Source organism: Moritella sp. Urea-trap-13 (genome assembly GCF_002836355.1).
Lineage (GTDB): Bacteria > Pseudomonadota > Gammaproteobacteria > Enterobacterales > Moritellaceae > Moritella.
Window position 1 is genome coordinate 94,632 of the sequence record NZ_PJCA01000039.1, and the last position, 13,520, is coordinate 108,151.

Annotated in this window: 9 protein-coding genes; 4 read left to right on the forward strand and 5 right to left on the reverse strand. The window is 40.9% G+C overall.

Translation table 11 applies throughout. From position 1 onward, the window contains the following. Positions 1-93 precede the first annotated feature (93 nt). The 3 genes from CXF93_RS19340 to CXF93_RS19350 all read left to right on the forward strand — a co-directional run bounded on the left by CXF93_RS19340 (position 94) and on the right by CXF93_RS19350 (position 5,787). A complete protein-coding gene (locus CXF93_RS19340; protein ID WP_101064147.1) occupies positions 94-537 on the forward strand; it encodes a DNA polymerase III subunit chi in 444 nt (147 codons plus the stop codon). A gap of 33 nt (positions 538-570) precedes the next feature. Beyond that, the gene (locus CXF93_RS19345) at positions 571-3,432 is read left to right on the forward strand and encodes a valine--tRNA ligase (RefSeq protein WP_101064148.1); all 2,862 of its coding nucleotides are present in this window, start codon (positions 571-573) and stop codon (positions 3,430-3,432) included. 237 nt (positions 3,433-3,669) lie between these two features. Next, entirely contained in the window at positions 3,670-5,787 is a 2,118-nt protein-coding gene (locus CXF93_RS19350; protein ID WP_101064149.1) for a bifunctional diguanylate cyclase/phosphodiesterase, read from the forward strand. On the opposite strand, the gene rraB is transcribed toward CXF93_RS19350, so the two are convergent. Beyond that, positions 5,782-6,144, reverse strand: a complete 363-nt coding sequence (rraB, locus tag CXF93_RS19355; protein WP_101064354.1) for a ribonuclease E inhibitor RraB — start codon at positions 6,142-6,144, stop codon at positions 5,782-5,784. The genes CXF93_RS19350 and rraB overlap by 6 nt on opposite strands. A gap of 262 nt (positions 6,145-6,406) precedes the next feature. Between rraB and mrdA the strand changes: the two genes are divergently transcribed. Continuing rightward, positions 6,407-8,350 carry a penicillin-binding protein 2 gene (gene mrdA / locus CXF93_RS19360; protein ID WP_232784269.1) on the forward strand — a complete coding sequence of 648 codons (1,944 nt, stop codon included), beginning with the start codon at positions 6,407-6,409 and terminating at the stop codon, positions 8,348-8,350. An 88-nt stretch (positions 8,351-8,438) separates the two neighbouring features. Here the strand turns inward: mrdA and CXF93_RS19365 are convergent, their stop codons facing one another. The 4 genes from CXF93_RS19365 to dusA form a co-directional block, all read right to left on the reverse strand. Further along, a complete protein-coding gene (locus CXF93_RS19365; protein WP_101064151.1) occupies positions 8,439-8,852 on the reverse strand; it encodes a phosphate ABC transporter substrate-binding protein in 414 nt (137 codons plus the stop codon). A gap of 11 nt (positions 8,853-8,863) precedes the next feature. Continuing rightward, the gene (locus tag CXF93_RS19370; protein ID WP_101064152.1) at positions 8,864-10,027 is read right to left on the reverse strand and encodes a hypothetical protein; all 1,164 of its coding nucleotides are present in this window, start codon (positions 10,025-10,027) and stop codon (positions 8,864-8,866) included. A gap of 516 nt (positions 10,028-10,543) precedes the next feature. Continuing rightward, positions 10,544-12,163: a methyl-accepting chemotaxis protein gene (locus CXF93_RS19375; protein WP_101064153.1), complete on the reverse strand. Its 1,620-nt coding sequence runs from the start codon at positions 12,161-12,163 to the stop codon at positions 10,544-10,546. 342 nt (positions 12,164-12,505) lie between these two features. Beyond that, the gene (gene dusA / locus CXF93_RS19380) at positions 12,506-13,498 is read right to left on the reverse strand and encodes a tRNA dihydrouridine(20/20a) synthase DusA (RefSeq protein ID WP_101064154.1); all 993 of its coding nucleotides are present in this window, start codon (positions 13,496-13,498) and stop codon (positions 12,506-12,508) included. Positions 13,499-13,520 lie beyond the last annotated feature (22 nt).

Consider the following 13,520-nt stretch of genomic DNA (forward strand, 5'->3'; position numbering starts at 1 on the left):
CGCAACAACTGTTTTTTCCGGCCCCCGCTTTGTGTTATTATACGCAGTTATGTTTTAAACTTTAACTGTTCGTAATTTGGCGTAAAACTACCGATGAAAAAAGTCACTTTTTATATCATGCAAGAACCAAAAAATGACGCTGAGACTACTATGTCACAACATCATGAACTTGCCTGTAAACTGGCTGGTGAGTTTTATCAGCAAGGACAACGCGTCTATATCCACACCAACGATGAATCGGCAGCCAATCAGGTTGACGAATACCTTTGGCAATTAGATGCGAACAGTTTTGTACCACATAATTTACAAGGTGAAGGTCCACGTAATGGCGCGCCCGTTGAAATCGGTTTTCAACCACCTCGCCATCGCTATCAGGTATTAATCAACCTGCATGATCTTACACCGCAATTTGCAGTCAACTTTAATCAGATTATCGATTTTGTACCGCATCAAGACGGTTTAAAGCAACAAGCTCGAGAGCGTTATAAACACTACCGTCAAACAGGGTTACAACTGTTAACTGTGAACGCCGAATAATCAATCCACCATTGAGAATTAGAAAGCAGACCTATGGAAAAATTATACAATCCCCAAGCCATTGAGCAAGCGCTTTACCAGAACTGGGAAGAGCAAGGTTACTTCAAGCCAAACGGCGATCTAACTAAAGATGCATACAGCATCATGATCCCACCGCCAAATGTCACTGGTAGCCTACACATGGGTCATGCCTTCCAACAAACGATCATGGATGCGCTAACACGTTACAAGCGTATGCAAGGTCTAAATACATTATGGCAAGTGGGTACCGATCACGCTGGTATCGCAACGCAAATGGTTGTAGAGCGTAAGATTGCTGCTGAAGAAAACAAAACACGCCACGATTATGGCCGTGATGCGTTTATCGACAAGATCTGGGATTGGAAAAACGAATCAGGCGGTACTATCACGCGTCAAATGCGTCGTTTAGGCACATCGGTAGATTGGGATCGTGAACGCTTTACAATGGATGACGGTCTGTCTGAAGCTGTAAAAGAAGTATTCGTACGTTTATTTAAAGAAGACCTGATTTACCGTGGCAAGCGCCTGGTAAACTGGGATCCAAAATTCCACACTGCCATTTCTGATCTTGAAGTTGAGAGCAAAGAAAAACAAGGCAGCATGTGGTACTTCCGCTACCCACTAGCAGATGGCGCAACTACGACAGACGGTAAAGACTACATCGTTGTAGCAACTACCCGTCCAGAAACTATGTTAGGTGACTCTGCGGTTGCAGTACATCCGAAAGACGAACGCTATGCAGCGCTTGTTGGTAAAGACATCATTCTGCCTATCGTTGGTCGTCGCATCAAGATTGTTGCTGATGATTACGCTGATATGGAAAAAGGCACGGGTTGTGTAAAAATTACACCTGCCCATGACTTTAACGATTACGAAGTTGGTAAGCGTAATAACTTAGTGATGTTCAACATCCTAACTGAAAACGCAGATATCCGTGAAGAAGCGGAAATCATCAACTCAGACGGCACAGAAAACACCGAACTAACATTCGTTATCCCTGCTGAATACCAAGGTATGGAACGTTTTGCTGCCCGTAAAGCTATCGTAGCTAAGTTTGAAGAACTTGGCCTACTCGAAAAAATTGAGCCGCATACACTACAAGTACCTTACGGCGATCGTAGTGGTGTTGTGATTGAGCCACTACTAACAGACCAATGGTATGTAAGTGTTGGTCCAATGGCGAAAGTAGCGTCTGACGCAGTAAAAGACGGCGAAATTCAGTTCGTGCCAAAACAGTACGAAAACATGTATTTCTCGTGGATGAACGACGTACAAGATTGGTGTATCTCACGTCAACTTTGGTGGGGTCATCGTATTCCAGCTTGGTACGATAACGAAGGTAATGTATTCGTTGGTCGTGATGAAGCTGAAGTGCGTGCAGAAAACGATTTTGGTCCTGAAGTTGAATTACGTCAAGACAACGACGTACTTGATACTTGGTTCTCATCTGCGCTTTGGACATTCTCAACGCAAGGCTGGCCACAGCAAACTCAAGATCTTAAAGTGTTCCACCCAAGTGATGTACTGGTAACAGGTTTCGACATCATCTTCTTCTGGGTTGCCCGTATGATCATGATGACCATGCACTTCATCAAAGATGAAAACGGCAAGCCACAAGTACCATTCAAAACAGTTTATGTAACTGGTTTAGTACGTGATGAAGCTGGCGATAAAATGTCAAAATCAAAAGGTAACGTACTTGATCCACTAGACATGATCGACGGTATCGACCTTGAGTCACTAGTACAAAAACGTACTGGTAACATGATGCAGCCACAACTTGCTAAGAAAATTGAAAAAGCAACGCGTAAAGAATTCGAAGGCGGCATTGAAGCACACGGTACTGACGCACTACGTTTCACATTAGCCGCAATGGCATCGACTGGTCGTGACATTAACTGGGACATGAAACGTCTTGATGGTTACCGTAACTTCTGTAACAAACTATGGAACGCAAGCCGTTACGTATTAATGAACACAGAAGAACATGATTGTGGCCAAGATGGCGGCGATATGGAATTCAGCCTTGCTGATCGTTGGATCCAAGGTCAATTCCAAGAAACAATCAAAACTTACCGTGAAGCAGTTGATACTTACCGTCTTGATCTTGCAGCAAACATCGCTTACGAATTCACATGGAACCAGTTCTGCGATTGGTACTTAGAATTAACTAAGCCAGTATTTGCTAATGGCACTGAAGCACAACTACGTGGTACACGTCATACCCTAGTAACGATCTTAGAAGAGTTACAACGTTTGATGCACCCTATCATGCCATTCATCACTGAAGAGATCTGGCAGCGTGTTGCACCACTTGCTGGTAAGCACACTGAAGGCGCAACTATCATGCTACAGGCATTCCCTGAGTTTGATGCAGACAAAGTTGATGCGCAATCAATGCAAGATCTAGAGTGGGTGAAGAAATTCATTATTGCTATCCGTAACATTCGTGGTGAAATGGACATCAGTCCAAGCAAACCAATCTCAATCTTGCTGAAAAATGTAGGTCCTGAAGAGCAACGTCGTCTAGACGAAAATCAACAGTTCCTTAGCTCGCTAGCAAAATTAGAAGCTATCACTATCCTTAGCGACAATGAAGAAGCGCCTATCTCAGCAACATCATTGTTAGGCGGCATGGAAATCTTAATTCCAATGGCTGGCCTCATCGACAAAGATGCTGAAATTGCCCGTATCAACAAGCAAATGGAAAAAGTCCAAAAAGACTTAGACCGTGTATCTGGTAAGCTAAATAACGAAAAATTTGTTGGTAAAGCACCAGAAGCAGTTATCGCCAAAGAACGTGAAAAACTGGCTGAGTTTGAAACTACCATTGCTAAATTCGAAGCACAAAAAGCACGAATTGAATCGATCTAGTCGTTAAAATAGTACTTACCTAAAAGGGGAGAGCTGATTAATCAGCTCTCCCCTTTTTTTGTTTGTCGTTTCTAATAAAGACGCCATAGACATCACAAATCACCCATCTATATCCGGTAAAACATTCCCATCCCAACACTTAAGATGTAAAGTATTTGTTATAATATTAAGTTGTAGTTATAAAAACACCAATAGCTTAGCTATAGATGTCAACACCAAGGAATGGAGTGATAGGTTATGGGTAGCACGGGTTCTCTGAATCATATATTAATTAATGCAATTCAGCATTTGCCGATTGGCATATTTTGGAAAGACATCCACGGCCAATATCTTGGCTGTAATAAACATTGTTTATCATTATTTGATTTACCATCAGAACAATTCATTATTGGTAAAACTGATATTCAACTTAAACCTGCATTAAAAGACAAGAAGCTGCCTAGTGAAGAGCTCTATCAAACCGATCAAGAAGCGCTAATCCACGGTCGCACTGTCATTGCCAAAACCATGCATATGGAAACTATTTATGGGCAAGGACAGTTTGAAATCACCAAAATTCCACTGCACAATCATAAAGGCAGTATCATCGGTTTGCTCGGTATTGCCGTTGATGTATCCAGTAAGTTTCGCTCAGAACAAAAATTACAAGAAAAAACCGCCTTACTTAACTCTATTTTTGATGCCCTTCCCGACTTTGTCATTTACAAAGACATGCAAGGCCGTATCGTTGAATGTAATCGTGCCGCACTCAAGTTAGCGAGAAAGAAAAAAGCCGATGTCATCGGTAAAACAGTTGAACAACTACTGCCAGAATCGACAGCAAAAGTCAGTGTTGACTATGATAGCCAATTAAAATCGAATAACAAAAGTGCTAATTACAAAATGGAATTTGAGTTAGCAGGCCGCCAAGTCTATGTTGATGTTCACAAACATCCTGTCATTCAAAATAACCAATTAGTCGGTACTGTCAGCATCTCTCGCGATATTAAAGAACGCCTGAATAGCTTAGAAAAAATTGCCACGTTAACCAAGCACGATCAATTAACCCAGCAATTAAACCGCCCCACATTTCTGCAAGAACTTGAAAATATCAATCAACAACACGATTGGGGCATGATCCTCATTGATATTAAGAAGCTAGGGAAATTAAACAGCCAATACGGTACAGAAATCGGTGATAAGGTGCTGGTTTATGTAGGTGAAATGATCAAGAAAATGGTTCCTAACTCAGCTCATTTAGCGCGAATACAGGGGGATAGATTTGCCATTTTAACCGATCAAGTAAGCTCTCCAAATCAGCTAAATTATCTGTGTAATAAATTAATAGACAGACTCAATATACAAATTGCGATCCAAGGCCACGTCATTGATCTAGCTATATGTATCGGCGCAGCTAACTATCCCGATACAGTACAGAATACCAACCAGTTACTCACCTGCAGTGAGCAGGCGCTATTACGCTCACGTAAACACAAAGAACAAAGTTACACCTTGTTTGATCCACAATTAGAAGCCAATGCCGAAGCAGAGAAACGCCTCATCGATGATTTAAAACAGGCTATCAATAACAAAGCCATCGACTTATATTACCAACCGGTCGTCGATGCTAACAGCAACGCAGTACTCGGGGTAGAAGCGCTTGCGCGTTGGCATCACCCTGAACAAGGCCTAATCATGCCAATTAAATTCATCGAACTGGCCGAAAAAAATAACTTAATAGGCCAACTCGGTGAAGTGGTATTAGAAAAAGCTTGCCAACAACTGGCGCAATGGCGAGCACTCGATATCGATATTTTCATGGCGGTAAACTTATCCCCGATCCAATTTAATGATCCACTGCTTATCAGTAAAATAAAACATTACATTGAATACTATGATATCCCTGCACACCGACTGGAAATAGAAGTGACAGAGAGTGCATTAATGGAGTCAAACCAAACTGCAGAACATATGTTAGAGGAATTAATTGAGCTCGGTGTACGCTTGTCTATCGATGATTTTGGTACCGGTTATTGCTCATTATCTTATTTAAAAAATATGCCTGCGCATAAACTCAAGATTGATAAATCATTTGTCGATGAACTTGAATTAGACAAAACCACAACCGCCATAACTCGCTCGGTGATCAGCTTAGCAAGAGAATTAAATATTACCGTAACGGCAGAAGGCGTCGAGGAAGAATCACAAATGCAGTGGTTACAAGCACAGCAATGTGATCAATTTCAGGGGTATTTATTTAGCCGCCCGTTGCCGAGCGACAAATTTTATCTGTGGTATAAACAACATAACACCACACACAATAATATTACTTATCAACAACCAACAAAAACAGCGATGCCTTTACAGGTATTATGACGCATCTTCTTCGAAGAAAGTGCCCCAACCGTCATAAGTAACATCTTGTTCGATAGACATTTTAAGTAGTTTTTCGATATCACGGGTGATGGTATCGATATCCAGTTCCGTTTCAACAACACAGTCGAATGCGAATACAATCTCGCCGTCTTCAAGCTCAACTTCTTCTGGATCAGAGACATCATAGCCCAGTTTAAATGCAGCGATAGCGGCTTTTTCTAACTGTGCAAAATCATCCCCAGCAAAGTGATGTTCAATAGAATATACAGCATCAGGATCACTGCCATCTTCTAATAAGTTATCAATAATCTCTTCGGCTTCAACTTTCAGCTCGGCAAATTCTTTTTCAAAATCCAAATCCACTAGGTTAATCTCTTTAGTTATGATGTATGAAGAATACTCTGGTTTTAATATTCATGCCATTAAATTATACCTCAAACATAGGGCCAGATAACGCGATAGAATGACTTAAATGGTATTATTATCACTCTTTCATAGCTATGACGGCACTTAACGAAAACAATTTTGTCTCATGCTAATATTGATTTTTTTTCAAATTATCCACACACTAAGGTTAATCATTTGGTGTGTTGCATTATGTATTAGGTTAAGAACTATTTTGATAAAAACTACTGTGATAAAAAAACGCGTTCCAATCCAAAACCCTGAAGAAGCGTTCGCGCTTTTTTCCCGTAGGACCGCCGCGTCTGTGTTTATGATCGTACTCATGACAGGTGTTTTATTAGCAAATTTATATCATTTGCAGGTATCTGGTTATAATAAATATGTGGGCCGCGCGAATAATAATCGCATTCGAATTGTGCCAATCCCGCCGAATAGAGGACTCATTTATGATCGTAATGGCATACTATTAGCGAAAAATGTACCTATTTATTCGCTTGAGATCATTCCTGAAAAAATAGCTGATATAGCGCTTACCTTAACTAAATTACAAAGCTTATTTGGCCTGAGTGATGACGATATTAGCGACTTTAAACAGTCCATGCAGCATACCAGACACTTTAAATCAGTAACGCTGGTTGACCAATTAACAGAACAACAAGTCGCTATGTTTAGCGTGCATAAGTACCAGTTTCCAGGCGTCTTTGTGGATGCTTTTCTTGAGCGCTATTATCCGTATAGAGAAAATTTAACTCACATATTAGGCTATGTCGCAAAAATTAATGATCGTGATATCAAACGATTAAAGCAACAACATAAATATAAACAGTATAGAGCGACGAGAACCATCGGCAAATTGGGAATTGAACGCTCTTATGAAGAGACACTGCACGGCCAAGCCGGCTTTGCGACAGTAGAAGTAAACAACCAAGGTCGAGTAATTAGGACATTGGAGACTGTCGCACCAATCCCAGGCAAAAATCTGAAATTGAATATCGATATTAATCTGCAGGTATATGCCAACAAATTACTTACCCAGAAAAAAATTGACCCTGTAACTGGGAAATCAGTGCTTAAGCATAAACGTGGCGCCTTAGTAGTATTAGACCCGAGAGATGATTCAATTCTAGCCATGGTATCAAGCCCAAGTTATGACCCCAATTTATTTGTTCATGGTATTTCATCTACAGAATATAAAGCGCTGTTAGCAGATCCTGACCGACCTTTATTCAACCGCGTTACCTTAGGCACTTACTCACCGGGTTCGACAGCTAAACCTATGATTGCTGCGGCAGCATTAGCTGAAGGCGTCATCACCCCCGATACCAAAAGAAATGATTCAGGTTGGTGGCGGATCCCTAATACTAAGACCCGTAAATGGCGTGATGATGTGCGCTGGGGTTTTGGCGAAGTTGATATTTATAAAGCGATAGAAAAATCGGTGAATACCTACTTTTACCCTATCGCCTATGACATGGGCATTGACCGATTATCAGCCTGGATGAATAAATTTGGTTATGGCCTGCCATCGGGCGTGGATATTAATGAAGATAGTCGCGCTAACATGCCAACTAGAGAGTGGAAACGGGCTCATTACAAGCAATCTTGGTATCAAGGCGATACCATCCCGATTGGCATAGGACAAGGGTATTGGACGGCAACACCACTACAAATAGCCAAAGCGACATCTGTTGTTGCCAATAAAGGCTTAGTACATAGACCGCATATCGTTAGCAGTATTATTGAAAATGATGTGAATACAGATATCGTCTTTAACGATTTTGCTAAACTTGACAGCGTAAAGCCTGAAACATGGAATATTGTCCAGGAAGGCATGCGACGTGTACTGGTAACAGGTACTGGTCGCAAAGCGTTTAGTCATACTGCCTATGTTGCCGCGGGAAAATCAGGCACCAGTCAGGTATTTGGTCTCGCTCATGGTGAAGATTATAATGCCGAGGAATTAACCGAGCGTTTGCGAGATCATGCTTTGTTTACTGCTTTTGCACCACTTAAGTCACCGAAAGTATTAGTGACCGCGGTACTAGAAAATGGCGGTTGGGGTAGACACGCAGCACCTATGGTCAGAAAGATAATGGACTATGTGTTAGTGAAACCAACATTACAGCCGCAATCTACACTGGTCCATAAGGCGAGTTAAATAAAAAAACCTCCGTATTGAGCGGAGGTTTTTATAGTATAAATTGATGTAAAACCTAACACTTAGGCTTTAAACACACCTTAGAAAATTAAGGCGTGAATACCACTTTTACCGAGTCATCAACTTCTGACGAGTCAATATAAGCAATCGCGTTCGCATGTGACGCGACTTGGCTTTTAATCAGTGACGCTGAGCCAATTGTCTTTGGTGGTTTACCTTTACCGGTAAACACTAAACGTGACCAATAAGCTTGTAGCTGAGAGTCACTTTTACCTGTCACACCATCATGAAATTCACCACGGATCGCACTACCTGTCGCCTGCTCAATTACTTGGGCTTTAGCACCATTAGGTAGTTTTTTAGATTTACCTAAATATAATTTAGATACTTGTTTTTTCGATAATGCATCAGGGCCCATAGGGTTAGCAATCACGACAACACTTGCTTGTGCGACACCTGAGATTAATGCTGCTATTAAGGCAACTTTAGCTAATAGTTTCATCAAAGTTATCCTTAAAATACTGCATCAAATGATACGGTGTAAACAATAGTGTCATCGTTCTTAGCAACAATATTTGAAGTCAGGCCACCAGAGGTATCACCAAAGTCAGTGGCGTACGTCACATCCGCTTTTAGTGCTAAGTTTGAGCTAATATCATAACGAGTACCAACGCTGTAAGCTGTACGCTGCCAATCAAATAAAGCTTTTTGCAGGCCATCAGCAGGGTTAACTCGCTCACTATCATCCGTTGTTTCAAGGAAAGCATAAGTCACATAGGGAGTGAAATCACTAATACGGTAACCGAGGGTAATATAACCAGATTGAGTATCTGAATACTGACCTTCAACATCAGAAACAGCAAACTCTGAGATAGCAAGTAATGAGCCATTATCATAACTCAGACCAACACCAGCAAAATAACTTTGTTCATTGTCAAAGAATTGTCCCAGCTGGCCAGGTGTTGTTGTATTAAGTGTAGTTTGGTAATAAGTCGTGCGGAAAACCCACTCTTCATAAGAAAATGATGCTGAAGCACCGAGAATATCTTCGTAGTCCACTTCGCCAAGCGTTTCACCTGTATCACGATCAGCGTGACCATAACTTGCTTGTAGGGCTACAGCTACCTCGCCTAACTCAAAGTCATAAATAACATCAACACCATCAAACGATGACAGTGGCACAATACTATAAAGTTCACTTGGTGGTGAAGCCCAAGGTTGTGCGTAACCCACTTCTAGATAATCTGAATACATGTACAGCGGCACACGCAAACGACCGATACGAGTAACAAAACCATTATCAAAATCATGGCTTAAGAATGCCCATTCCATTTCGGTAGACCAATCATCACTACCACGAGCAACAAGCTGAGCAACAATTTTTGTTTGCTCTGTTAGTGCAAACGAACCTTGAATACCAAGCTTACTACCTTCAGAGAAATCAGCCTCTTTATCATATCCATTGTATCCAGCATCGTTACTAGCTACACCGACTTTACCAGTGAAGAAACCATTAATAGACATCCGATCAGACAACGAGTCATACGAGATCGCTTCTTGTAAAATTGCTAATTCTTGCTCAAGTTGAGCAAGACGCTGCGAATCAGTCGTGTCTGCCATCACAAATTGTGATGCACAGGCAGCAGCTAACGGTAGCAATATAAACGCTTTTTTCATCTAAAATCTCCTTATTTTAAAACACTTAGTCCATTTGGCGTTGATTTAGCACTGGTCATACAAGGTTTAAATTCACTTTAAAATATAACAACTTAGTATGACGATATTATTCATGCTTACGGATTTATTTTAGAGATGCAGATCACATTACAACAACTTGTTATGAATATGTGACTGGTTAAATTGAACTTTTCACCTATGCACATATAAATTAACATGTTCGCATCATTGTAAATACCTAAAACGCTATAAACCTACTCCATTTCAATAAGGATTTATATCTTAATTTATGGTTAGAGTTATCACTCTAGTTACTCTGTTAAGTATTTATCTATAAATCGCAGTTAAAAAAATACCGAGCCTAGTGCTCGGTATCATTCAAATCTATCATTCGCTCAGTGATTAAGGCTTAAATCCCACTTTCACTGAAGCATCAAGGTCTGCTTCATAATAATTTGCTTGCTCACAAAACGTCTTCTTAGAGCTTTCATCTGGCAATCAAATTGTCGTTACTTATTACACACTAAATTGATTTGTTGCTTGCCTTAATTTTTGCGTGGCAGCTTCAATTGCTTGGGTGATCTCGTCCAGCACTTCGGTATCTTGAGATACTTGCGTTGCAATCGAATGCGTTTCATCGATATAACCATTTATCAGTTTTGACGTTTGTGCCTGCTCTTCCGTAGCGGATGCAATTTGCTCATTAACTACGTTGATGGCCTCAACTTTAACCGAAATACTTGTCAGAGAATCGCCAGCACTAGATGACTGTTCTACGCCCATATCCGCTTTACTCATCCCACGTTGCATCGCTTCCACAGCTCCTCGTGAAGCACGTTGCAATTCTTCCAATACTTGTTGGATTTCTTGAGTTGAGTCTTGTGTGCGAGATGCTAAAGTCCGAACTTCGTCAGCAACGACAGCAAAACCTCGTCCTTGTTCACCCGCACGCGCCGCTTCAATAGCTGCATTTAATGCTAACAGATTGGTTTGATCGGCGATGCTGCGGATAGTGTCGAGGATCAGCCCGACATTACTAGTGTGAGAGTCTAATTCGTCGATCACTTTTGATGCAGTTTTTACTTCATCAGCCAGTTCGTGTATGGCCTCGATGGTCTTTTTCACAACCACGGTTCCAGTCTCCGCTTCGTTGTTTGCACTGCTCGCTTCTGCCGAGGCATTAGATGCATAATCAGCAATATGTCTGACAGTATCAAACATCTCATTCATCGAGCGAGATACCTGATCAATCGACTGACTTTGCTCTTGAATTCGGGATTTAGACGTGCAACTTGATGTCGCTAATTGCGTCGATGCTTGTGATAACGAATCGATTGAATTAATGGTTTCGCTGATGCTGCCATGCAGTTTATCCAAGAACAGATTAAACCAATGTACCAACTCACCCACTTCATCTTTATTGGCGTAATCAATACGTATTGTTAAGTCACCATCGCCTTGCGCGATCGCTTTTAAAGAATCAGATACTTTACGAATACTGCCGGTGATCGATACTGTCAGCCAATAACACACCGCCAACACTAAAATGATCACCCCGACACCTAACATCACACCGCGATTACGACTCTCATCAGAGCTCGCTAATGAGGTTTCAATCAAGGCTGTGAAGTCAGCTTGACTGTCTTCTTTAAATTGACCAAGGTCAGTCAATAATTTTTCTAAGTTAAGGCTATTTTTTTCTGCCAGATTAGACAGGTTATCCATAGATATAGTGCCACTAATCAATCCATTAGCTAAATATTTTGCGGAGTTATAATATTCTTTGGCTTCACTTTTAATTAACAATAGCTCGCTACGTTTATCCGGGTGAATAGAATTAATTAAGTCTAATTGGATAATGAGGTCGGCATACACTTCATCAGCACTGAGTAGCATATCTTCATCGCCAATAGTTACTGATGTTTCAATTGCTTGGGTTATCTCGGAAATTTTACTGTTACTGATCGTGGCCGCTTCAAGTACTGGATAATAAATTGCAGACAGTTGTGATAAACGTTCTTTATTTTCTTTCACCACGAGAATATTGGCGAACAGATAAATTAAGAAACTGACGACAACAACCGCCGAAAGAATACCGATCTTATGCTTGATTTTTAGTTGGGTGGAGAGTCCCATTTAATACCTCTGTAGCGTTTGTAAGTTAGTTTGATATAATGACAATACCAATTCAGTCCCTTTGATCTAACTTATAGATCGGACAATATCCTCAAAGTCTCTAATAACTTATCGGCCTGAAAATTAAAATCATGACCGTTTTTTGTATATTAGATGTTATCTAATCGTTAATATTAGACTATTCATACTACCTGAATAAATTATCCCAAACGAGCCTCAGTAGTTAATAACTACCCAGTCCTTAAAAATCATACAAAAAAAAAGCTTATTATATAAATTATAATAAACTTCATTGTTTTTAACTGTTAAATTAATACCTTAGCATTTAGGCACTATAACTTTTTAGTCTTTAGGAACTAATAGCAATGCTGCTTGCACAACCTCAACACCTGCACCTTTTTTATGTCCTTGCTCACTGAGGTGACGTTTCCACGCTCTTGCGCCTGGCAAGCCAAGAAATAGGCCCAGCATATGACGATAAATATGCGTTAAGCTACCGCCATTACGAATATGATTGTCAATATACGGCAACATTAGCTCGGCATAATCATGACGGCTTAGCGTCGATTTTTCTGCACCGTAAACTAGCTCATCAATTTGGCTCAGTAAAAAAGGGTTATGATACGCTTCGCGCCCCATCATTACACCGTCAACATGGCCTAAGTGTAATTGCGTTTCAGCTAATGTTTTAACACCACCATTAATGCCAATGAAGAGTTCAGGGAAATCCTGTTTAATATCATAAACTCGTTGATAATTAAGTTCAGGGATCTCACGGTTCTCTTTCGGGCTTAAACCACTTAACCAAGCTTTACGTGCATGTAAGGTAAAGTCATTACAACCCGTTGCAGCAACAGTCTCAATAAACGTGTGTAAAAATTCATATGAGTCTTGTTCATCAATACCAATACGGGTTTTCACTGTCACAGGAATATCAACTACGTCTTGCATGGCTTTAACACAGTCCGCCACCAGCGTTGGTTCCGCCATTAAACAAGCACCAAACTTACCACTTTGCACCCGATCTGATGGGCAACCCACATTCAGGTTAATTTCATCATAGCCACGTTCTTGTGCTAGCTTCGCGCTTTGTGCTAAGTCCACAGGATTACTACCGCCAAGCTGTAACGACACAGGATGCTCTTCATGGTTATAAGCAAGGTAATCACCGCGCCCATGAATGATCGCTCCCGTGGTCACCATTTCGGTATACAGTAAAGTATTCTTGGTTAACAAGCGGTGGAAGTAACGGCAATGACGGTCTGTCCAATCTAACATTGGGGCAATAGAAAAACGCCCAGGGGCATGAACACTGGTAATAACTGACTTGGTCATTGCTTTAATATCTCTTATCTGG

Coding starts and splice junctions, on each gene's coding strand:
- CXF93_RS19340 (WP_101064147.1), top strand. CDS start 94: ATGAAAAAAGTCACTTTTTATATCATGCAAGAACCAAAAAATGACGCT.
- CXF93_RS19345 (WP_101064148.1), top strand. CDS start 571: ATGGAAAAATTATACAATCCCCAAGCCATTGAGCAAGCGCTTTACCAG.
- CXF93_RS19350 (WP_101064149.1), top strand. CDS start 3,670: ATGGGTAGCACGGGTTCTCTGAATCATATATTAATTAATGCAATTCAG.
- CXF93_RS19365 (WP_101064151.1), bottom strand. CDS start 8,852: ATGAAACTATTAGCTAAAGTTGCCTTAATAGCAGCATTAATCTCAGGT.
- CXF93_RS19370 (WP_101064152.1), bottom strand. CDS start 10,027: ATGAAAAAAGCGTTTATATTGCTACCGTTAGCTGCTGCCTGTGCATCA.
- CXF93_RS19375 (WP_101064153.1), bottom strand. CDS start 12,163: ATGGGACTCTCCACCCAACTAAAAATCAAGCATAAGATCGGTATTCTT.
- dusA (WP_101064154.1), bottom strand. CDS start 13,498: ATGACCAAGTCAGTTATTACCAGTGTTCATGCCCCTGGGCGTTTTTCT.